This window comes from Providencia burhodogranariea DSM 19968 (assembly GCF_000314855.2).
GTDB lineage: Bacteria > Pseudomonadota > Gammaproteobacteria > Enterobacterales > Enterobacteriaceae > Providencia > Providencia burhodogranariea.
The window spans coordinates 209,407-233,064 of record NZ_KB233223.1; the positions used below are offsets into that span (position 1 = coordinate 209,407).

Annotated in this window: 17 protein-coding genes; 12 read left to right on the forward strand and 5 right to left on the reverse strand. The window is 40.7% G+C overall.

Annotated elements, in window-relative coordinates:
* Window positions 1-8: 8 nt before the first annotated feature.
* On the reverse strand, window positions 9-1,361 hold the full coding sequence (gene yegD / locus OOA_RS11635) for a molecular chaperone (RefSeq protein WP_008912345.1): 1,353 nt from the start codon (window positions 1,359-1,361) through the stop codon (window positions 9-11).
* 268 nt (window positions 1,362-1,629) lie between these two features.
* Window positions 1,630-3,021: a phosphoglycerate transporter PgtP gene (gene pgtP, locus OOA_RS11640; RefSeq protein ID WP_008912346.1), complete on the reverse strand. Its 1,392-nt coding sequence runs from the start codon at window positions 3,019-3,021 to the stop codon at window positions 1,630-1,632.
* A gap of 560 nt (window positions 3,022-3,581) precedes the next feature.
* On the opposite strand from pgtP, the gene OOA_RS11645 reads away from it, so the two are divergent.
* The 8 genes from OOA_RS11645 to OOA_RS11680 all read left to right on the forward strand — a co-directional run bounded on the left by OOA_RS11645 (window position 3,582) and on the right by OOA_RS11680 (window position 13,949).
* A complete protein-coding gene (locus OOA_RS11645) occupies window positions 3,582-4,853 on the forward strand; it encodes an ABC transporter substrate-binding protein (RefSeq protein ID WP_008912347.1) in 1,272 nt (423 codons plus the stop codon).
* Complete coding sequence (gene pgtB / locus OOA_RS11650; RefSeq protein ID WP_008912348.1) at window positions 4,850-6,859, forward strand: two-component system sensor histidine kinase PgtB; 2,010 nt, start codon at window positions 4,850-4,852, stop codon at window positions 6,857-6,859. Before OOA_RS11645 ends, pgtB begins: the two co-directional genes overlap by 4 nt.
* Window positions 6,849-8,096, forward strand: coding sequence for a two-component system response regulator PgtA (gene pgtA, locus OOA_RS11655; protein ID WP_008912349.1), 1,248 nt, complete (start codon window positions 6,849-6,851; stop codon window positions 8,094-8,096). The genes pgtB and pgtA overlap by 11 nt, the downstream gene beginning before the upstream one ends.
* Window positions 8,097-8,594: 498 nt before the next feature.
* On the forward strand, window positions 8,595-9,794 hold the full coding sequence (locus OOA_RS11660) for a nicotinamide mononucleotide deamidase-related protein YfaY (protein WP_008912350.1): 1,200 nt from the start codon (window positions 8,595-8,597) through the stop codon (window positions 9,792-9,794).
* Window positions 9,795-10,287: 493 nt separating this feature from the next.
* Window positions 10,288-11,256, forward strand: a complete 969-nt coding sequence (locus OOA_RS11665) for a siderophore ABC transporter substrate-binding protein (protein ID WP_008912351.1) — start codon at window positions 10,288-10,290, stop codon at window positions 11,254-11,256.
* Between the two features lie 3 nt (window positions 11,257-11,259).
* Window positions 11,260-12,222, forward strand: coding sequence for an ABC transporter permease (locus OOA_RS11670; RefSeq protein WP_008912352.1), 963 nt, complete (start codon window positions 11,260-11,262; stop codon window positions 12,220-12,222).
* On the forward strand, window positions 12,209-13,192 hold the full coding sequence (locus OOA_RS11675) for an iron chelate uptake ABC transporter family permease subunit (protein WP_008912353.1): 984 nt from the start codon (window positions 12,209-12,211) through the stop codon (window positions 13,190-13,192). Before OOA_RS11670 ends, OOA_RS11675 begins: the two co-directional genes overlap by 14 nt.
* A gap of 1 nt (window position 13,193) precedes the next feature.
* A complete protein-coding gene (locus tag OOA_RS11680) occupies window positions 13,194-13,949 on the forward strand; it encodes an iron ABC transporter ATP-binding protein (RefSeq protein ID WP_008912354.1) in 756 nt (251 codons plus the stop codon).
* A gap of 161 nt (window positions 13,950-14,110) precedes the next feature.
* Here the strand turns inward: OOA_RS11680 and OOA_RS11685 are convergent, their stop codons facing one another.
* The 3 genes from OOA_RS11685 to OOA_RS11695 all read right to left on the reverse strand — a co-directional run bounded on the left by OOA_RS11685 (window position 14,111) and on the right by OOA_RS11695 (window position 18,308).
* Window positions 14,111-14,602 (reverse strand): RidA family protein, encoded by a 492-nt coding sequence (locus OOA_RS11685; RefSeq protein WP_008912355.1) that lies wholly within the window; start codon window positions 14,600-14,602, stop codon window positions 14,111-14,113.
* A 123-nt stretch (window positions 14,603-14,725) separates the two neighbouring features.
* Window positions 14,726-16,147, reverse strand: coding sequence for an NAD(P)/FAD-dependent oxidoreductase (locus tag OOA_RS11690; protein WP_008912356.1), 1,422 nt, complete (start codon window positions 16,145-16,147; stop codon window positions 14,726-14,728).
* 1,513 nt (window positions 16,148-17,660) lie between these two features.
* Window positions 17,661-18,308 (reverse strand): DUF1028 domain-containing protein, encoded by a 648-nt coding sequence (locus OOA_RS11695; RefSeq protein ID WP_008912357.1) that lies wholly within the window; start codon window positions 18,306-18,308, stop codon window positions 17,661-17,663.
* A gap of 150 nt (window positions 18,309-18,458) precedes the next feature.
* Between OOA_RS11695 and OOA_RS11700 the strand changes: the two genes are divergently transcribed.
* The 4 genes from OOA_RS11700 (at window position 18,459) to OOA_RS11715 (ending at window position 23,651) form a co-directional block, all read left to right on the forward strand.
* The gene (locus tag OOA_RS11700) at window positions 18,459-20,018 is read left to right on the forward strand and encodes an ABC transporter substrate-binding protein (protein ID WP_008912358.1); all 1,560 of its coding nucleotides are present in this window, start codon (window positions 18,459-18,461) and stop codon (window positions 20,016-20,018) included.
* A gap of 95 nt (window positions 20,019-20,113) precedes the next feature.
* On the forward strand, window positions 20,114-21,061 hold the full coding sequence (locus tag OOA_RS11705) for an ABC transporter permease (protein WP_008912359.1): 948 nt from the start codon (window positions 20,114-20,116) through the stop codon (window positions 21,059-21,061).
* Window positions 21,058-22,857 (forward strand): dipeptide/oligopeptide/nickel ABC transporter permease/ATP-binding protein, encoded by a 1,800-nt coding sequence (locus OOA_RS11710; protein ID WP_008912360.1) that lies wholly within the window; start codon window positions 21,058-21,060, stop codon window positions 22,855-22,857. Before OOA_RS11705 ends, OOA_RS11710 begins: the two co-directional genes overlap by 4 nt.
* Entirely contained in the window at window positions 22,857-23,651 is a 795-nt protein-coding gene (locus OOA_RS11715; protein WP_008912361.1) for an ABC transporter ATP-binding protein, read from the forward strand. Before OOA_RS11710 ends, OOA_RS11715 begins: the two co-directional genes overlap by 1 nt.
* The last annotated feature ends 7 nt before the right edge of the window (window positions 23,652-23,658 follow it).

Sequence of the window (23,658 nt, forward strand, 5' to 3'; positions counted from 1 at the left end):
AATTAAATCTATTTGAAGCAAACTTCGGCCCAACGCGCTAGACCCGCGGTAACGGAACCAAAATCATTGCCTCGGACAATAGGAATATTGGGTAATTGTTGCTCAATGGCTTGGCATAGAACTGGTGATTGTGCTGAACCTCCAGTAACAAAGATAGCATCAGGTTGTACACCACCTTGATTAACCGCCTCTTTAACCAGCTCAATCATTTTACTTTTTGGTGATTCAATGGCTTCAACCATTTGATCGCGTTGAATGTTCACTTCTAACGTTTCATTGAGTAATTCGATACGCGCCAAATAACTTTCATCTTTAGATAAAGCAATTTTGGCTTCTTCTGCACGGCGAACAAGGCTATAACCTAACGTTTCATTATAGACTTCGATTAGGCGTACTAGTTTTTCTGGCTCTTTGGCATCTTGTCTCATGCGGTTGAGTGCGGCTAAATTGGGCCTCGCATAAAAATCTTTTTGCGCTTCAACATTGTTAATCGCAATTGAATTCCAAAATTGGATCAATGGCATTTTAATACCAGACACGGTTTGGCTGCTCATACCAAATTGATCCATTAGCTGTTTCAGTGCCAGATAAATATCTAGGTCATTCCCACCCACGCGCTGACCACTGTGAGCTAATAAGCTTGCAGTACGATCATTTTTACCGCGATAGCTGGGTCCCATCTGAATTAATGAGCAGTCAGTTGTACCACCACCAATATCGACGACTAACACAGTTTGGTCTTGAGTTAATGTCGCTTCATATTCCAGACCCGCAGCAACAGGTTCAAATTGGAAGGCAATATTTTTAAATCCTGCTCGTGTCGCAGCCCTAATCAAAATAGCTTCAGCTTGTTGGTTAGCTAGCTCGCCGCCACGGCCATGAAAGTTGATTGGCCGACCAATAACGGTATCGGTAATGATTTTCTGAGTTTGTTGCTCAGCTTTTTGCTTAATATTGGCCATCATGGCACACACTAAGTCTTCAAAGAAGCTGATTTGAACGTCATGAAGGCCGGATGCACCAAGGAAGGATTTTGGTGATTTCACATAATAAACATCACGTGGATCTTTAAGATACAAATCCAATGCCGCTTGGCCAAACACGATATCTTCGGGAATTAGCTCAATCCCTTCTTCACGGTTATGGGCAATGGATCTTCTCAGAATTTGCTCGCCTATTGCGTCTGAAGGCGAAATATTAAGGTGACGAAATAGATGCTCAGAGACCGACTCTCGGGTTGGCGCGCAGAGGGTTGAAGGAATATAGAAGCTATTACCTTCTAAAGGTAAAAGGGTTGGATTCCCTTCATTCATTATTGCGACAGCACAGTTTGATGTCCCATAGTCAAAACCAATAAACATTTCGGCTCCTGATATCTTCACGACACTTAGAAAAAGGCGGCAAACTTTACCGGAAGCTTTGCACAATTACCACAGGAAAAATGGCATTGTGAATATAAATAAGAGAGTAAAAGTGTTGTTTGCTGTATGAAGTGACGTCGAGTCTATTAATGAAGGAATATTGGCACAGATATGTTAGGAGTAGCGCTCATGATAATGCGAATAAAAAGCCCTAGTTATCAATCTTAACTAGGGCTTCATGTCTTAGGATACTGAGTTAATTATTTTATTAAGCGTTAGCTAATTCGCCTTCAGCGTTATCTTCTTTAGTGACTTGTTGGCGGTTGCGTTCAAGTTCTAGTGCACCAAAGTGAGACAGGATACAGAAGATGATACAGCAGACGACACCACCAAGAAGTAGGTAGAACCCTGCGTGCCAGCCCATACGGTCAACAACATATCCAAATAAGCTAGTGCCTAATGTTGCACCGAGGATGTAGCTCATGAAACCACGCAGGCCAACCGCTGAACCGACAGCAAAGCTCGGGACGATTTCCATGGTTTGGACTGAAGCTAGGAATTGCGGTACATAAATCAGGCAGCCCACGATAGCAGCAAAGAAAGTGACTAACGCGAGAGACTGGCTCTGCCAATAACCAATCAGGCAGAAGAAAATCAGTACCATACACACGATAGCCAGTGGCATTCTACGACCTTTAAACAGTTTGTCTGTTAACCAGCCTGCCAGTAAGGTTGATGGGATCGCTGCCCATTCGAAGAATAAGAATGCAACGCTCATTTGGTCTTTAGAGAAGTTCTTTTCAGTCAATAGGTAAATCGGTAACCAACTGATGACACCGAAACGAACCATATACACAAAGACGTCAACGAAAGAGACATACCAAGCATTTTTGTTTTTCAGGACATAAGTACAGAAAATTTGGAATGCGCTCATGTTCTCAGGTGATTGCTCTTGTTGAGCAGCGGTTAATACCACTTTCTCTTCAGGCATCATTTTGTCAAGAGCCGGTAAACCTTCGTTAGCCGGCGAGCCTTTTCCGAGCATTAATACTACAATGGCAAACAAAATGGCGATACAAGCAGGAACCATGTAGCTTGCGCTCTGCCAATGTTCAGTACCAAGAACCGCAAAAGCAGCACCAACGATAGGGGCAACAATACCGCCACCGATGTTATGGGAAATATTCCAGAAAGCACCGATACGACCACGCTCACGACGCGGGAACCAGTTAGCAATGGTAATAAATGAAGGACCAACACCCATCCCTTGGAATAGACCATTCAGGATAACAAATCCAACAAATAGCCAGAATGCGTTACTGAAACCCATACCGAAGTTAACAACGGCACAGAGGATCAAACCAAATGCCATAAAGGCTTTCGGACTCGCTTTGTCTGCAAGGGTACTCATGATCCCTTTACTGATACCGTAAGCAATCAACATACAGCTAGTTAACAGACCAATTTGGGTGGTGCTCAAATCCAAGTTTTCTTTTAGGTATGGAGTCGAGAGTGTGAAGTTATTACGAACAATATAATAAGCTAAATAACCGAGAAACACGCTAAGTAGTGCTTGAACGCGATAGCGTTTATAAGTTGCTGGTACGTCTCCAGGCGCAACTTTGTTTTTTGCCATAGCTGGTTTTAAAAATGACAGCATAAATTCACCTGTGAAAAGAGATATAAAAATGGAAAACACGCAATATTTTTGTCTTTTTTTTTCTGACACCGTCATCATGTCCTGCTTCAAAAAATATCTCAATATCAGTTATTTGTGTCATATTTGACTCAAAATTGAAAATTAACGAGTCGAATTGACACATCTTGTGCTGTGTAGTGAATGATTTATAAGATGAATGAATTTAGAGGTTGCTTTAATAGTTTAAGAGTGAGAATAAGTGTCATATGGCAGGGCGTTAACTTGGCTATTACAGTGAATTTCATGATGGCTTATGGCTCAAAAACAACGTTTCTATTTTTGATATAGGCGATTTCGGAGATGGTTAAGTCAGTACTTTTTGATTTATTTGCTCATTTATTTCAAATTACATGATTTCACATGCATGCAATACATATTATTTTGGTTATAAATTGGTTTATAGAGTTATTAGTTAAATGAATAAAAGGGTGCAATTTGTCTCAAATGCACTTTTATACAAAATTAAAATATTGTCACTTTTTTTGATGTGAATCACATCTGTCAGTGGGATAGAAAATTTTATGATGTTAAGACGATTAATTCGCCCTGTAATGGCACTTTTTATATTCACCATGGTTGTCATAAATTTAGTGGGATTTAGCCGCTTAGCGCTGGCTAAAAGTGATGAGTTGGTTATTGCAACAACTCTATCTCCTGAAGCTACTACTTATATTATGAATAGCTGGAATGCACGACCAAATGCAATTCCTATTCGTACTATAAATCGCGCAAGCGCATCTTTAGAACGCCTGCTAGATACAGAAGCGTTGGAAAATGTCGACTTAGTGCTGACATCATCCCCTATGTTAATGCAGCATTTACAGCAACATCATCGCTTAGCCACTTTGCAGGATATGCCTAAATTTTCTCAGCGCTTAGTTCCTTCATCGTTAAAAGATACGGTGGTAGCAGTGGCATTCTCGGGTTATGGAATTTTAGTTAACCGTGATTGGATGGCCCAGAATCAGTTACCCATTCCAAAAACATGGGATGATTTAGCGGATAGTCGATATCAAGGTATGTTACTAATTAGCAGCCCATCTCGTTCAGATACTTATCATTTGATGATTGAATCGTTATTACAACAACGAGGTTGGGATGAAGGTTGGGAAATTTTACTCAGAATGTCGGGGAACTTAGCCACAGTTTCATCGCGCAGTTTTGGTGTCGCCGATAAAATCAAAACAGGGTTGGGTGGCGCTGCACCGATTATTGATAACTATGCCAATATTTTGTTAGTCGATCCGGAACTGGAATTTAATTATTTACCGGATTCAGCAACATCACCGACGTTTATTGCGATGACACGCTACAGCCTGAATACAGAAAATGCTCAGCAATTTATTAATTTTTTATTGAGTGAGCAAGGGCAAAAAATTTTAGCCGATACGAATACGGGAAAGTATCCGGTCACGCCGCTTGCGGATAATAATCCGAGAAAAGCACAGCAAACACAGCTATTAAATACCCCGAAGCCATTGGATGAGCACTTGGTTTTAAAACGCCAGCGCTTGGTACAGCAATTGTTTGATTCGGCGATTACCTTTCGACTCACTGAGTCTAAAGATGCCTGGAGGGCGGTGTATATGGCTGAAGCTAAATTAAAAAGAACGTTGCCTGAAGTTCGCGCGTTGTTAACGGCAATGCCAGTGACAGCGCAAGAGAGTGAAGATCCCGCCTATTACTCGCGCTTTGATGATAGCAGAAAAGCGGAAGAAGAATATATGCGCTGGCAAAATTTCTTTCAGGAACAGCAGCGTAAGGTAATTGCTCAGTTGGAAGCGATTAAATGAAGCAATATATCGTCAATTATATGGGTCGCTTTAGCATTAGTGGCATATTACGCGGCGCATTTATTATGGGGACGTTACTGACACTCATTGTGAGTTGTGTGAGCCTCTATGCTTGGCAAGCCCAAAATAGACAAATTCATTATGCGCTTGGTGATTATTTTCCGCGTATCCAATCTTCATTTTTGATTGAAGGTCAGCTCAATAGATTGGTTGATGAATTAAATGAATTTTTAAAAGCACCGAATACGGCAACACGGCTACAGTTACGTAACCAGATAACCGCCCATTTAACGCAAATTGAAGCTTTCAACCAAAAACTCACTGGACGTGATCAGGCGCAAATAGCGGATATTGTTTCACAGAGCCAAGATTTATTACAAAGGTTAGATAAGGCGTTATACAGCCTATTTTTAGCGCGAGAAAAGATCAACATGCTCTCTTCGCGGATCACTTGGCTACATGATGACTTCAACGCTGAATTGAATTCGTTATCTCAAGATATTAGCCTTCAGCAAGGTTCGTTATTAGATAAAATTGAACAAGAGCCGAGTCAAACCGTCGCCTTACAGAGCCGCTTGCGTAATGTTCAAGGTGAGTTACAGCTGATTTACACTTTGGCTCGCTTAGAAGAGAAAATCACTAATATACTCATCGGCAGCTTGAATGATATGCAGAATCAGCCTAGTCAGGAGGAGGTTGCAGAGGATGGGGGATACGTTCGTTATTTACGCTATTTAAAATCAAATGTTGAGGCAAATGCAGCCACTTTTAATCTCTATCCAAGTGCGGTTACGCTCCGTCAAACAATCGATGAGTTATTAAATATCGGTTTATCTGACAGTAAAATGCTGGGAACTTTGCATAATTATCAAGCAGCTAAAGCTGAATTGGCTGTTGTGACCACAGAAAAAGAGCGGATCTTAGCGCGTTTTCGTTCGCAGCTTGATTTACAGCTTGGCAGTAGCCATTTGCAGTTGCAAACGCTTAATCACCATTTGGCGGATATTATGTCCCTGAGTGGCACAATTATTATTATTACCGCATTACTTGCACTATTGCTGGCGATATTGATTAACTTTTTCTTTATTCGTTCGCGTTTAGTTAAGCGATTTACCGCGTTGAATCAGGCGGTTGCCAAAATTAGTTTTGGTGATTTAACGACATCTATTCCTGTAGAAGGACGAGATGAGTTAGGACGTATTGCAATGTTGTTGCAGCGTACTATCGATCAAATTAATCAACAGAAGATCCAGTTAGAGCAAGAAATTGCAGATCGCAAAACAATTGAGGAAAATTTAAGATCGACCCAAAATGAATTGATCCAAACAGCCAAGCTTGCAGTTGTAGGGCAAACCATGACTACGTTAGCTCATGAGATCAACCAACCACTTAATGCCTTAACTATGCACCTTTACATGGCAAAAAAAGCGCTACCCGAAACCGGAAATGAAGCTGCGCTGGTGGCATTGAATAAATCCGAACAACTGGTAACTCGCATGGATGGTATTATTCGCTCCTTGCGCCAATTTGCTCGTAAGCGAGACAATAACGAACAACTTCAAGCCATTTGCTTGAGTCAAAGTATTCGAAGCGCGTGGGATGTTCTGGTGTTACAGCATAAAACCCGCGAAGTTAACCTGTTGTACCCAGACTCACTACCATCAGTGTTAGGCGATGAAATTGGTATTCAGCAGGTACTCGTTAACTTGTTAGCAAATGCATTGGATGCAAGTCCTATAAAGGCAGTAATTTCAATTGATTATACAACGACAGATGAAACACTTGAATTGTTTATCAGTGATAATGGCGAAGGATGGCCGTTGGAACTTGCCGATTCTTTGATGAAACCTTTTACCACGAGCAAAGAAATTGGCCTTGGGGTTGGGTTATCGATCAGCCAGTCGATTATGCAACAATTAGGCGGTGAGCTGCGTATTGCTTCGACTCTCACCCACAATGGATGCGTAATTTTAGATTTTAAAAAGGTGAGTGAACATGCTGGATGACAGCTACGATATTTTATTGATCGATGATGACAAAGATGTGCTTGAAGCCTATTGTTTGCTATTAGCTCAGGCCGGATACCGAGTATATAGCTGTGATAATCCTCTCAAGGCTAAAGAGTTAGTACATCGAGATTGGTGTGGGATTGTCTTAAGCGATGTCTGTATGCCTGATTGTTCAGGCATCGACTTGATGGCACTGTTTCTCGAAAAAGATAAATACTTGCCTGTTGTGTTAATTACAGGTCATGGTGATGTGCCAATGGCTGTTGAGGCTGTTAAACTCGGTGCATGGGACTTCCTGCAAAAACCCGTCAATCCTGAATATTTGTTATCTCAAGTTGAAAAGGCATTGGCTGCGCGTAAACAACGCGTGATGCAAAGACGTTGGGGGCAAAAACAACGCACATTGAATTTTGTCGGACAAAGTGAATGGTCGCAACAGGTTAGCCAGCAACTACAAGGGTTATCTGAGACACATGCTGCCGTATTTTTTCAGGGTGAATTAGGTAGCGGTAGAATTTATCTTGCACGTTATTTACATCAAATTAGTAATAACCGTGACTCACCTTTAGTTATCAAAACCTTGCTAAACGAGCAGGATGTACCGCTGGATGTATGGCTAAGCGAAGTTGCTGATGGCACATTAGTGATCAAGAATATTGAGTTGATGCCAATTAGCCAGCAACGTTATTTAGTACAACATATTCAACAAGAGCACCGTGCGTTTCGACTGGTGGGTATTTCTGATACACCGATCATTACCCTAACCAAGCAGCAAAAACTGATTGCAGAACTCTATTATTATTTTTCAATGACACAAGTTATTTGCTTACCATTATCACAACGCAAAGCTGATATTATGCCGTTGTTTTATCACTATCTTGAACTTGCCTGCACTCGATTGAACCAACCTTTGCCAACCCTTGATGAAACTTTTATTAAGAAATTAACCCGTCGTCATTGGCCTGGAAATGTCAGTGAATTGGCAAATGCAGCTGAACTGTATGCAGTAGGGATCATGCCGATGGGCGAAACAGCGAATCCATTATTAGCGTCAGTTGCTCCAACTGCGCTTGATCAGCAGATTGAAAACTATGAAAGGCAAATTATTACAGAAGCACTCAATATTCACCAAGGGCGCATTAATGATGTTTCTGAATATTTGCAAATGCCGCGTAAGAAGCTCTATTTACGGATGAAAAAATACGGTTTAGATAAACATCATTATCGCACCTAGCCTATTTTTTATGACTTGAAATATAAGCAATATTTTATTTGGGAATTATTGATGTTGAGTTAAAACGCTCGCTATCCTCAATTAGGAGCTGTTTGTCTTTGAAGGTCAATTTTTATTCGAATTACATGTCTTTAGTTAAGACAAAAAGAAGCAAGGCGAGTTGCTCGCCGCCTAATGAACTTGACAAGAGTCGCTCAACACAGCGAAAAATCACGTTTAATCGAAGCCGAAGGGCGCTTTTCATTTACGGTTTAGGGTTTTTGGTGATGTTTTTTTAGGCCCCTAAGCACGTGATATGATTATATTGATGTTATTTAAACCGATTAGTGCGGTAAAAATCAGTAGCAAAGATAAACAGCCCTAATAAACTCCCAATAATTCGAGATGCAGGTTTTACCTGCCTGCACTGCCAACTCGAATTATTTGAGGTATAGTGATTTCAATAATAAATGAAGTGGCTAACATAGGCTTAGTACACTGGCAAACTGGAGTTCGTGGATGCTAATTGTTGAGATGTTAAGCACTGGAGATGAAGTGCTACATGGGCAAATCGTTGATACTAATGCAGCATGGTTAGCAGATTGTTTCTTTCAAGCAGGGTTTCCCCTCAGCAGCCGAACAACAGTCGGTGATAATTTAAATGATCTTGTTCAGGTTTTACTCGAACGAAGCCAACAGGCTGATGTACTGATCGTCAATGGAGGACTCGGCCCAACGAGTGATGATTTAAGTTCACTTGCCGCGGCCACCGCCGCGGGTGTGCCATTAGTCGAGCACGCAGAATGGATAGCAGTGATGGAGCGTTATTTTGCTTCCCGAGAGCGTGTTATGCCAGAAACAAATCGTAAGCAAGCACTCTTGCCTGAAAACGCTGAGCTGGTCGATAACCCAGTTGGAACAGCTTGCGGTTTTTCAATGGTGATTAATGATTGCTTGTTATTTTTTACACCGGGTGTGCCATCTGAATTTAAAGTGATGGTTGAGGGGCAAATATTACCTCGCCTACGCGAATATTATCCTTTAACTGAAGCGCCGTTGTGCCTACGACTCACCAGCTTTGGTCGCAGTGAAAGCAGCTTGGCTAAACAGTTTGATGGACTACCACTACCTGATGACTGTGTGATCGGCTATCGTTCTTCAATGCCGATTATTGAATTAAAGCTGACAGGGCCTGCAACACAGAAAGAGCCGATGTTAGCACTTTGGCAAATAATTAAAGCAGGGGTGGGTGAAAACCTGATTTTCGAAGGGACAATAGGTTTACCGAGCGTGACATGTCACGATTTAACGCAGAAGCAGCTTCGAGTCGCGATCAGTGAACAATTCAGTGCTGGGTTACTAAATTGGACATTAAATTCGGTATCTGCACCATTGACTGACAGTAAAGTGATTACCTCACAGGATAATCAACACTTATCAGCCCTGTTAGAGCATGCTCGTCAGATTGCCAAACAGCAGAATGCACATATTGGCTTAGCTATCGGGGGATACAATGAAGGCTGCTTATCACTGGCACTGCATACCCCAGAAAAAAGCTATGCTCAATGCATTCGTTATATGCCAAATAATCACACTACTAAAGCGAAACAAGAGGTCAGTGTGATGTTGATGTTAGATATGCTACAGCGCTGGCTTCAAGAACGTAAAGTGTTCGGGCACTACGAGTGGTTAGAGCAAGCTGAAACGTTGATCAGTTAGCTCCATGTATTGATACGCTGCGTTGTTGTAATCTCAGCGCAGCAATTCTTCGTTAAATTGTAATAAGATCGCAATAGACGCTATATAGCGTATTTCCTCTCTGGCTCTTCATTTTGAAGCCTAATTTCTACAATTTATTACTGAATGATGATATTCAATCCATCATTTTTATCTATTTGTTTAAAATAAAATTCAAAAGTGAATTTCTGTCATTATTACCTATTGCATTGAATTATATGAAAATAAATAATTTATGTGGAAAAAATGAATATCATCATCAATTTAAGCATTTGTGCGCTCGCTACCATTTTTGTTGAATGCAAATGTAAACTAATATCATTTGTGGTAAGTACAAGGTAAGATAACCGCCATTCTTTGTGTTATGGGCACAATCGCTGCGCTTAGCCACTTCGCTGAATTACTCTCAAGCTTGTGTCTTTAGCTGCTTTGTATATTGATGTGTTTATCGAGTTAGATAGATGGAGGAAATTGGATGTTTGTAAAATCATTAACTTCTGGGTTGGTCTTACTATCAGCTTTAGTACTAGCCGGTTGTGATCAATCTAAAGAAACGACAGAAACCTCTGCACCTGCTGAGAAACAAGTTATCACCATTGAGCATGTTCAAGGTAAAACAGAAATCCCTCGCCATCCTGAAAAAGTGATTGTGATGAGCATGGAAACGCTGGATATCTTGGATGCACTAGGTGTTCCAGTTGCCGGTGTTCCACAAACAAATGTCCATTTTCCTGAATTCCTGTCTAAATATAGTGGCCCAGAATATATCAATGCGGGAACCTTGTTTGAACCTGCTTATGAAACCCTGAGTAATGCTAATCCAGACCTGATTATTGGCGGTAGCCGTGCGCGTGATGCTTATGACAAGCTCAGTGGTGTTGCACCAACTATTTCATTGGATATTGATAACAAACGCTTTATCGAAAGCTTAAACGAACGTACCACTGAACTCGGTATGTTGTTTGGTAAAGAGAAAGAAGCAGAAAAATTAGTTGCTGATTTCAAAGAGAAAATTGCTAAAATTAAAGAAAAAGCACCAGATGCTGGTACTGCAATGGTGATTTTAGTCAGTGGCGGTAAAATCTCAGCGTATGGCCCAGGCTCACGCTTTGGTTTTATTTTCGATGAGTTAGGCTTTAAACCTGCTTATGTGTTCCCAGATGATACTGGAAGACACGGCAACATTGTTAACGCTGAACTACTGGTGAAATTGAACCCGGATTGGTTGTTTGTGATTGATCGCGATAGCGCGATTGGTCGTTCTGATGCACAACCTGCTGCGCAAGTATTAGATAATGCTTTAGTCAGAAAAACAGCAGCATGGAATAAAGAACAAGTGACTTACCTTGACCCATCTGCGGTCTATATTGCTGGTGGTATCCAAACGTACTCCCAGTTAATGGACGATGTTAATAACGCACTAGAAAAAAGCCAAACAAACTAATCAATGAAAACGCTTTATCTTTTTTTTGGAATTATCGCATTATTGGTATTAGCGGTGTTCAGTTTGTTTATTGGAGCGGGTGACGTGTCACCCGTTTCGCTTTTCACTGACCCCGAGATGCAAGACATCTTTTTTATCAGCCGAATTCCACGAACCGCTTCTCTGATCCTAGCTGGCAGTGCAATGAGTGTCGCTGGGCTTATCATGCAACTTTTAACTCAAAACCGCTTTGTTGAGCCATCGCTTGCCGGAACAACGCAATCTGCCAGTTTAGGTTTACTGGTCGTCATGGTGCTTTTTCCTGCTGCCGGTATTATGACCAAAATGGTGGTCGCGAGTGGATTTGCTTTGCTTGGCACCATGTTGTTTATGCTGTTATTGCGTCGAGTTATTTTGAAATCTGCTCTGATTGTACCACTAGTTGGTATTATGTTAGGCGCGGTTATTAGTGCTTTAACGGTCTTTACGGCTTACTCTTTTGATTTATTACAATCATTAGGTGCTTGGATGAGCGGAGATTTTTCTAGCATTATTCAAGGTCGCTATGAGCTTTTATGGTTAGTGGGCTTGCTGACACTATTAGCATGCTGGATTGCAGACAGCTTTACGGTCGCAGGTATGGGACGTGAATTCGCAATCAATGTGGGGTTAAACTACCGCAAAGTGATGACAATTGGGCTATCAATTATTGCTCTGATTAGTGGCGTTGTTGTCGTTGTTGTAGGGGCATTGCCTTTCCTTGGACTAATTATCCCGAACCTTGTGAGTTTAGTCATGGGCGATAATATCCGTAAAACACTCCCTTGGATCTGTCTTGCAGGTGGTGGGTTAGTGTTACTTTGTGACATCATTGGTCGGTTAATCCGTTACCCATTTGAAATACCCGCAAGTGTTATTTTAGGTGTTATTGGCGCCGTTATTTTCCTTTTTTTACTGTTGAAGCAGCAACGTCATGCAAAAAGTTAATGCATCAATCGTGTTACCCAAAAAGGGTATGACACCATTACAAAGAATATGGCTCTTACTGGGCTTGTCGATTTTAGCCATCATACTTTTTATGACGATTAACCTCGGCAATAACTTAGCCTATATTTTACCGCACCGCGGCTATATGGTACTGACAATGATCTTGGTCGCATTCGCCTCTGGTGTATCGACAGTTCTTTTTCAGACAATAGCTAATAATAAGATCCTGACCCCCTCTATTATGGGGTTAGAAGCATTATTTATTTTACTGCAAACCATCTTTGTATTTTATACCGATAGCTTTCCAGCATCTTGGTTGCTCAATATTGGTAAGTTCTTATTAGAATCCTCATTGTTGGTTCTGTTTTCTGTGTTGCTTTATCGTTGGTTGTTTATTTCTGCCAAATTAAATATCAACCTCGTTTTAATGGTGGGTATTATCCTCGGAACCTTTTTCCGAAGCTTGGCAACATTGTTACAACGATTAATGGATCCGAATGAATTTTCGATTCTTCAAAGTCGTATGTTTGCAACCTTTACACGAGCCACACCTGAGTTAATTTTCTTTACTGCCATTATCACTATCATTGTTGGTCTGCTATTGTGGCGCATGCGTTATTGTTTTGATGTCTTGGCGCTTGGCCAAGCGAATGCCGTCAATTTAGGTATCAATTATCGCCATAAAGTCACTGTGATCTTATTGTTGATTTCTATCCTAGTTGCAATTTCAACGGCTTTGGTAGGTCCATTAACCTTCTTAGGTCTAATGGTGGCAAACCTTGCTTACTTTATTAGTGGTAGTAGCCAACATCGTTATCTTCTTCCCGTCGCTTTCTTACTGGGCGTGATTGCTCTGATTGGTGGGCAAATGGTCCTTGAGTACGGATTGAACATGGCCGGAACGCTATCTGTGGTGATTGAGTTTGTTGGTGGCATATTCTTTATTTATATGGTGTTAAGAAGGTTTTAGTATGATTGAAATTAATCAGATATCGAAAAGTTATCAGGATACTAAGGTCTTAGATAACATCACAACAACGATTAAAAACAGTGGTATTACGTCGATAATTGGCCCGAATGGTGCTGGTAAATCAACACTCTTATCTATTATTGGCCGGTTATTAATGGCCGATGATGGGTACGTCAAAGTTAATGACTTGGATGTAGTGACCACACCGAGTGATACATTAGCCACTTATTTGTCTGTATTGCGTCAAGAAAACCAATTCGCAAGTCGGTTAACGGTAGAAGAGTTAGTCGGCTTTGGCCGCTATCCCTATACCAAAGGTCGTTTAAATATTGACGATAAAAAGAAAATTGATGAGTCTCTCGATTTTTTAAATTTATCGGATTTACGTTACCGTTATTTGGATGAATTATCTGGTGGTCAGCGCCAACGTGCTTATGTTGCGATGGTTCTGTGTCAGGATACAGAGTATGTTTTGCTGGATGAACCGCTGAATAATCTGGATATGAAACACGCCGTGATTATGATGAAATTATTACGTCGAGCTGCTGATGAGTTAGGCAAAACCATTATTTTGGTGATCCACGATATTAACTTTGCCTCAGTTTATTCCGACCATATCATCGCGATGAGGTCGGGGAAATTGTCTTATCATGGCGCACCTGTCGATATAATGAAAGCAGACATTATTGAAGATATCTTTGATACCCCAGTTGATGTTAAATCTATCGACGACAAATTGATTGCGATGTATTACTAGCTTTCAACTTCAATTCAAGAAGATATAAAAAAACGGCTTCTATTATTTCTCTATGCATTAGGATGCAGGGTAAATAATAGAAGCCGTTTTAGTTAATCGCTTTTGAATTATTTTCGAGTATGTGCTGAAGGTATATTCAGTATCCTCAAAAAGATAAACAATTACTTCTTCGGGCGAACAGCAGTCACTTCGATCTCAACGCGCCATGCTGGGTTAGCTAATTTTGCAACTTGGAAAGCTGAACGAGCTGGCAAATTTTCTGATTTGTCATTATAGAATTTGGTGTATCCAGCCATAAAGCCAGCAAAATCCATAGTTCCTTGAGTCTCTTCGCCACCCACAAGGAAGACTTGCATTTTAACAACATCATTCAAAGTCAGTCCAATCTCAGCAAGGTGATCTTTGATTTGGTTCATGACATTGATAGTTTGCGCTTCAGTGTTGCCATATGACTCAAGAACACCTTCTGGTGCATCTTTAGAAATTTTAGTTGGCACTTTCCCACTAAGGAAGATGATATCGTTGGTTGCACTGATTTCAACGGATTCAGAGATAGGCATTCCTTGTAGCTTATGGTTTTTAACGCCGTCAGCATTTGCGCTCGCTACACCCAACACTAATGGGAGAGAAAGAAGTAGAGTTTTATAGCTCATGTAAGCTCCTTAACATTATCAAAGTGAATAGAGCCTATTAGTTTAATTGATTAAGCTTCAAAAAGTTACCTTGAGTTAACAATAATTTAAAGTTCATAGGCTCTTGTGAAAAAAATGTTTTATTTACTCGGTGAAACGAGAAAGTCTAAATGGATGTGGATTAATAACTGGTTTAGTCCCCATCAATAGATCTGCTGTTAATTCACCAGACGCTGGACTTTCTGTCATACCCCAACCTGTTGCGGTATTGATAACGAGGCCCGGATATTCTTTAATTTCAGAGATAATAGGTAATTCATCATCTGTTGGGCTAACAGTGCCACCCCAGCGTTCCACAACTTTAGACTCTTTAAAGACAGGGAATTCATTTCTTAGTCTTTCAAGAACGCCATCTAAATGTTCATTGTTCGGGGTATTTGTTGCAGTACGGAACTCTTCAAATGGTGTTTTTTCATCTAAATTCCATGAGGTTGCCATTGTGAAGGAGTTAAACAGATCCTTACCGATAGAGAATTCTAATGGCAGCTCACCACCTTGTAACAGGTGCATGAATTTAGGTCCCAATAAGAAGCTATCTTTAACAATTGAGCTGGTAAAGATACGCGGAGCAACTGCATAAGTACCATCGGCTTGTTCACGGAAGTGAATCCCGTTTGGTAGATGTACGTTACCTTTCGGAGCGCCTGGCACGCCAGTGATACGCTGTTGAGATAAATATACGTTCAGTGTAGGAACATCAATGCCAAGGTTACCCATAAATAGGCGAGACCAGATACCACCCGTTAGCACCACGTTTGACGTCTTGATTGCCCCTTTTTCGGTGACAACATCAGAGATTTTACCACCCGCGGTTTCAATGCCTCTAACGGCACAATTAGTGTAGATTTTAACACCGATTGATTTTGCATAGTTGGCCATAGCTGGTGTAACAACTTCTGGATCAAGGCTACCGGAGTCTTCTTCAAAACCAGCAATTTTCCATGGTGTTTGAGCATCAGGTAAACGTTTTGCCAGTTCAGCACCCTCGATCATTCTGGTGTGCAATGGGGTATCGAAACCTGGGTTCTCTGCTGCGTTTTTGATCCATGCTCTTGCAACTTCGATATCTTGTTCGCTAGATGGGACTTCTACACGACCTTGAGTCCGGTAGCTGGTTTCAGCACCGATTTTTTCATTCATGCCACGCCATAAAATCTTTCCATAGTGATGTAATGGAAAAATTTCAGGAGAAGTTTTGTAGCTGATGATTTGGCTATATGCACGGCCTGATTGTTCACCGCCAACGACGCCTTTTTCACAAATAACGACGCTCATACCTCTTTCGGTAAGATTAATTGCAGTCATTATTCCTTGAAGGCCTGCACCGATAATAACAGCATCAGCAGACTTCGGTAGTACACCCTCAGTGCCAGCAACTGCTGCAACACGTGATTGTGCTAATTCAAACCGACCTTCTCTACGGATCATAGGAACGACCGCAGCACCCCCTGCGAGAACACCCGCAGCACCAACCCCTAGAAGTAGCTTTCTACGCGAGATTTTCATCTATAACCTTAATGATAATATTATTATTTATATAGTAATTAATTACAAATTAAGGTAATCATTTTATCATAAACAACAATATTGTTAAGATCAGGGAGTATTTGTTAATAAAATTAGGCGTAATAGGAATATTAGTAATGAGTAATAATCAAGCCTGTAAAGGGTTTGCAAGGAAATTAAATAAGTTATATTGATTTTTAGGTGCGAAAAATAAATTTAAATGTAAGATAAAGTGTACGGTCATTTTTTGGTCTAAAAAAATAAAATTAAAATTACTAACGTGTTGTGAGTGATAAATAAAAATACTCGAAGCTGTTAAGTAACAATCAACTATATTTAATGTGGTTTATTAGAGTTGAAAAACAAAATAACCGATTAAAATGGGATTTGTTTGATGTTTTTTTGTATGAAAGTTAAACGTATATTTTTTATAGGGATTTTATTATGGTGATATATTATTAAATATCGCACTACGGTTTTAAATTTTATTTTGTCTATTTTTTAAGAGTATTTATTTATTCTTATAGCATTATAAATAATAGGTGTATTTTCTAGTTTACAGTTTCACTAAATAATAAAGGGGAAAAATATATTTCTTATATTTCCTATTGTTTATTAAGCTTGATCTTTGATGTTTTACCTTAATTATCAGTCTATTATTATTTATTGTTCTTTTTTTTTGATTAGCTGAATTCGTTTTTTTAACCATAAATAACCATTCCAGTAACTGTTGTTATTAATAATATAGATAGATTTGTTTTCTTTTTAATCAATATTAATTGAATTTAAAAATTAGCCTACGTTGACTAAGGTTATTTTACAAGTTACTCGAGTTATATCCTTATCATAAATAAATTTGTTATTTTTTAGTGATTACGGTTATCTATTTAATAAACAATAGCTGTGTATAGTTTGCGCATATTAATGTAGTGGTTTGAAAATCAATATCTAATATATCTGAATTTTTTAAAATCAATCACAATTTAATCGGTTAATCTCTTTAGATATTTTGTATAAAAATCTCATATCTAATGATAAATTTAACCTAAGTTAGGAACTTGTTTTTAAAAATTTATTTTGACCCAAAAAATAAATATATTGATAAAATTTGTTCAATATTTTATTTATTTAAAATAATTTTTGATTTTTTAGATTAAAATAGTTCGATTACTTAACAGGCTAATTTTTATAATATATCGTAACTTTAGGGGTATAGCGACGATAACCGCATTGAATTACATGACTTAGGTTAATTAATTGATATTTTGTGTTTTAAGTAAGTAGCAAAGGTAAATAGGCTCTAGCTGAGCAATTCAATAAAAGCTTATCAACTATGATATCACTCTGAGCCGGCTGGTTTCATTTGCATAACCAGCCAGCAGAAACCAGAAAATAGAGTAACTAGAAATATTAAATTAATCAGCGTTGAATCAGCAAGTTATTATCTTTTATACCTATTTTGTTGTGAAGTGTAATGGTCTATTGTGACAGGTTAATGACCATCAACTAATGGCTATTCATTACCAGTTGGAATTTGAGCAAAGAAATCTGCGTAATCATGCGAGTAAACTTGATACAAAATCGTCTCTAAATCGGATAACGGATGTGATGACCAATCACATCGAATATCAATGTCTGCGTATTGTCGATTGCTCCAAACTTTGAGAGCAGCTGAACGAATGCCTCTATAATCTCCCCCCGATGCAGCACCAGATTTCATTGCTATTAATAGTCTATCTGCTAGAGCAAGCTGATTGTGTTCATGGAATGTTTCATAAATAGCGTGTAACACCTGTTCTCCTGCAAGCATATTACCTGCAATCGCTAAATTATCTTCCGATAAGCTACCACACCAAGGTAAGCAGTCTTGTCCCGTCCAGTGGGCACTATTACCTTGAGTATCGATAATGATCAGTTGCCTTACCGTAGGCTCGACATCATGACTCAAAAGAGTCTCTAGACAAGATTGAGCGGATATTTTTTGTCGCAATAACTCAATACCGTTTAATCCGGCGATTGGATTAGTCATTGCTTGTGTGGCAATCGCGCCACAAGCGCTAGCACCATGTAACACTAACGCCCCAACAGCAGGACCACCTGTTGCTGTTGCTGAACCTATTTTCCCTGTCTTAGGGCAGCGAGCAACAATCGAAAAAGTCATTTTACACCTCATAAACTAGACATCGATCAAATTTATCATTATAAATTATTGCATGAAAGTTAATTTATCATCATAAATAAAGAAAAAGAGAATAATTTTAACAAAATTGACACATATCACAGAGCAATAACATTATTGGGGAGAACAGATATGCGAATACGTTTATATGGGTGGATAGCAAGTATCTTGCTTCTCTCTGCTTTTTCATTTTCATCATGGGCGGGTGAAAATAGTAATGTCTTACTACTAGGACAGATCTCAGAACCGCAATCATTAGATCCACAAGTTGCAACGGCAGCTAATGATTCACGGATCCTTGTGAATATTTATGAAGGACTTGTGCGCAATGCAGACGGTTCATTAAAACTTGAGCCTGCACTTGCTGAATCTTGGGATGTGAGCGATAACGGTCTGACTTACACGTTTCATTTACGTAAAAATGTCAAATTTCACGATGGCTCACCGCTAGATTCACAAGCAGTGAGATTTACGTTTGAGCGAATGCTTAATAGCAACCATCCGTATTATCACACTGGACCTTTTCCATTATCTTTTTTCTTTTCGGTGATTGATAAAATAGAAACGCCGGATAACGATACCGTCATATTTAAATTAAAAGAGCCATTTGCGCCGTTCTTATCCAACCTAGCAACACATGCAGGGCTTATTATCTCGCCAGCAGCGGTTAAGCAATATGATAAAAATTTTAGCCGTCATCCAAGTGGCACTGGCCCCTTTAAATTTACTGAGTGGACAGCAAATCAGCGTGTGGTGGTTGAGGCTAACGAGGAATACTGGGATGGGCGTCCATCATTGGAATACGTCGTATTTCGTCCAATAACAGATGCCAATACCCGTGTAGCTGAGATGTTATCCGGTGGGATAGATGCGATGGTCGAAGTCCCTGCGGATAATGTTCCGTTATTTGCCGCAGATGCGCGTTTTCATTTGTACCAAGCAACGGGGCCTCATGTTTGGTACGGGATGTTGAATACCTCTATTCCACCTTTTAATGACGTGCGAGTCAGGCAAGCTGTTAATTATGCAGTGAATAAACAGAATATCGTCAAGTATATCCTTCAAGGTTCTGCTGACGTTGCGGAAGGACCCATTCCATCTGCGTTTGATTGGGCCTTTGATCCTGAAACAACGGCTTATCCTTATGATCCTCAAAAAGCGCGTGATCTAATTAAAGCAGCGGGTGCTGAAGGGCAAAAAATCGTTTTTTATGTTACTGAAGGTGGATCTGGCATGTTAGATCCGATCCCGATGGCGACAGCGATTCAAGCTGATCTAAAAGCGGTTGGTTTAGCCGTTGAAATACAAACTTTTGAATGGAATACCTATTTATCCAAGGTCAATTCAGGGCTTAATCAAGCCCATATGGCAGAAATGGCATGGATGACAAATGATCCCGATACTTTGCCTTTTCTTACCTTACATTCAGCATCATGGCCTGATAAAGGTGGTTTTAATTCAGGTTATTACACCAATAAACAGCTAGATGCGCTTTTGGATAAGGCTCGAGTTACCAACGATATCGAGCTAAGAGCGCAACTTTATCGCCAAGTGCAGAAAATTGTCCATGAAGATGCTCCGTGGTTATTTGTTGCAAATTGGAAACAAAATGCGGTAGCTAGCGCTCGGATCAGTCATTTTAAATTACAGCCAAATTTCAATTTATTACTCAAAGACGTTCGCAAAGATTGATCGATATGCAGACAAGGCATAGCGCAGCATAACAATGAGCATGTGGAATTATTCAAGGTTTTATGTGAACGAATCGATTTTCTGGGGAAAAACATATGTGGCTATATTGTTTTAAACGTATTTTAGCGACCATACCAATTTTGATTGGTTTAACGCTAATTGTCTTTTTTATCATGGCACTGATCCCCGGTGATCCTGCTCAAGCTTTACTTGGGCCATGGGCAACACCGGAGAATGTCGCGCGTGTAAAATTAGAATTAGGATTAGATAAGCCGTTATATCAACAATATTTTATCTGGATGAGTAATTTACTTCAGGGCGATTTTGGCCGCTCATTTGTGCTCAATCGTCCTGTTACGGATGAAGTGTTAGAACGCTTTTCTGCCACCTTAATTCTTGGGGGAAGTGCGTTAATACTCAGTTCTATTTTGGGATTATTAGCAGGCATTATCTCGGCTATTCGTCAATTTAGCTGGAGTGATCGTTTTATCACACTGGCGGTATTGCTTGGGATTTCAATGCCTTCATTTTGGATTGGCTTGCTGATGATCATGTTTTTTGCCGTGCAACTTCAATGGTTCCCTGCATCAGGAATGTACTCTATTTGGCAAGGGGGAGGGTTAGGTGATCTATTACATCATTTAGTCCTTCCAGTTGTAACTCTTTCTTTGGTTGCAACAGGTGTGATAGCAAGGCTGACACGTACCGCTATGCTAGAAGTATTACGTCTCGATTTTATTCGTACCGCCCGCGCCAAAGGGCTTAGTGAGCGCAAAGTAATTTTTCGGCATGCCTTTCGTATGGCCTTGGTATCGGTGATCCCCGTCATTGGTATTCAGGCTGGTTTTGTATTAGGCGGTGCAGTCTATATCGAAACCGTTTTTCAATGGCCGGGACTCGGTGCAATGTTGGTCAAAGCCGTCGCCACTCGTGATTTGTTCTTAGTGCAGGGAGGCGTGTTGATTGCAGCAGCGGCCTATGTGTTTATTAATTTGTTTGCTGATTTAATGCAGGCGCTCTTGGATCCGAGGTTAAAATCATGAACCAGACTACTACACCGGTTATCCAACCCCGTTACCGCCAGTCAGCTTGGTCTTTGTTGATGACTAACCGTTTAGCCACGGTTGGGCTGGCAATCTTGTTAGTCATTATGTTATCAGCATTACTGGTGCCTTGGTTACCTCTACCTGATCCTGATGAAACCAATCTGGTGAATCGACTACTTCCCGTTTTTTCATCGGGGCACATCCTAGGAACTGATCACCTTGGTCGTGATATTTTGTCCCGTTTACTGTGGGGAACACGAGTATCACTGCTGGTCGGTATCTCTGCGACGTTGATTGCAGCAATATTGGGGACGTTAATCGGATTAATTGCGGGCTATGTTGGGCATCGCACAGATACCTTGCTGATGCGTTGTATTGATATGCTGATGGCTTTTCCTTATATCTTGTTAGCACTGGCGATTGTTGCCGTGTTAGGCCCAGGACTACTGAATGCACTATATGCGATTGCATTAGTCAATATTCCTTTCTTTGCGCGAAATATTCGAGGATTAACCGTCGGATTACGTGATCGAGATTTTATTCAGGCAGCTAAATTATCAGGCAAGAATCATTTTCAGGTGCTATTAACGGAAGTGTTGCCAAACGTATTGCCGATTATTGTCGTGACTATGTCCACCACAGTGGGTTGGATGATACTTGAAACCGCGGGTCTATCATTTTTAGGACTGGGGACTCAACCGCCAAATGCAGATTTGGGTTCAATGTTGGGACAAGGTCGTGCGCAAATGTTTGTTGCACCACACGTTGCGCTGGTTCCGGGAATTATGATTTTCTTGATAGTGATCAGCTTTAACTTATTGGGTGATGGTGTCCGCGATTTACTCGACCCTAGACTTAAGTCCGGTGCATTGCAACGTTCACAGCCTGTTACTGAAACTCAACGCACCGATATCCCTGCTCGGAGTGAAGGCAGTAATGCTGTCTTGGAAGTGAAATCACTGAGCGTTGGCTTTCGTCAAGGTCCATTACTTCGTCCTGCTGTCAAAGATATCAGCTTCTCCGTAGAACGTGGTGAATGCTTGGGGTTAATTGGTGAGAGTGGGTCTGGTAAAAGTGTGACAGCTTTATCGATTATGGGGCTATTAGCATCACCACCCGGCGTGATCACGGCGGGTGGGATCTATGTCAATGAAGAAGAGATGTTATCTCTCCCACTATCAACATTACAACAGCGCCGTGGTGCTCGCGTGTCCTATATTTTCCAAGATCCACTCACCACATTGCATCCGCAATTTACGGTAGGTGTTCAGCTACAAGAAGCCATTACTGCGCACCAAGCTATTTCTAACCAAGAAGCGAAAAATAAAGCGATTGAGCTACTCAATAGTGTCGGGATCTCTGAAGCAAAAGAGAGTTATCACGCTTATCCGCATCAGTTATCGGGTGGGCAACGTCAGCGGGTGGGTATTGCGATGGCACTTGCTAATGATCCGGTTTTAATTATTGCGGATGAACCGACGACGGCGCTCGATGTTACTGTGCAGGCTCGAATTCTTGAATTGCTCAACAAGTTACGCCGCGAGCGAGGGGTTGCATTGCTGTTTATCACTCATGATTTTGCGGTGATCAATCAGATATGTGACCGGGTTGCTGTCATGCAGCAAGGGATTATTGTCGAGACGGGGGAAACTCAAAGCGTGCTCCATCAACCTCAACACCCTTACACTCAACGTTTAATTGCTAGTGTCCCTAAACTTGGCGAAGGTAGGGCGTTTCTCAGCCATGTTGCTGATCTTTATAATGGTAAATCAGAGACGGTTCAGGAGGCTTAATGAATAAAGTGATTGAAGTGGATCAGCTAGTTAAAACGTTTGGTCATCCACCGGGGTTTTTTCACCCAACTAGCCGAGAAGTTAAAGCGCTCAAAAACATATCATTGGCGCTCTATGAAGGGGAAACACTGGCGGTCGTTGGCGAAAGTGGCTCAGGAAAAAGCACGCTTGCTCGTATTCTAGTGGGTTTAGAACAAGAAACATCAGGGCAGATCAGCATACTGGGGCAAAGCCGCCATCAGTGGAAAAAGCAAGGAACGCGTGCATTTGGGCAAGCAATTCAATATGTTTTTCAAGACCCTGTCGCATCATTGAATCCACGCAAAACGATCGGTGAAACACTATCTGTACCATTGAAATACCTCAAGCACATGAATAAGGCACAGCGTTTAGATAGGCTACATGAACTGTTAGAGGCAGTCAGCATGCCATTTGATGCACTTGCTTGTTACCCACATGAATTCTCTGGCGGGCAAGCTCAGCGTTTAGCGATTGCTCGTGCGCTTGCAGCAGATGCGAGAATTTTAGTGCTCGATGAGCCAGTGAGTGCTTTAGATGTATCAGTGCAGGCGCAAGTATTGTTATTACTACAGGAGCTAAAAGTACAATTTTCGCTTTCTTATTTGTTTATTAGTCATGATTTAGCGGTCGTTGAGTCGATAGCTGACAGAGTTGCCGTGCTCTATTTAGGTGATTTGTTAGAATGTCGCGAAACAAATAGTCTGTTTACCGCGCCAGAGCATAGCTACACGAAAAACTTATTAGCCAGCGCGCCACGACTACCCATTGAATAATCTCATG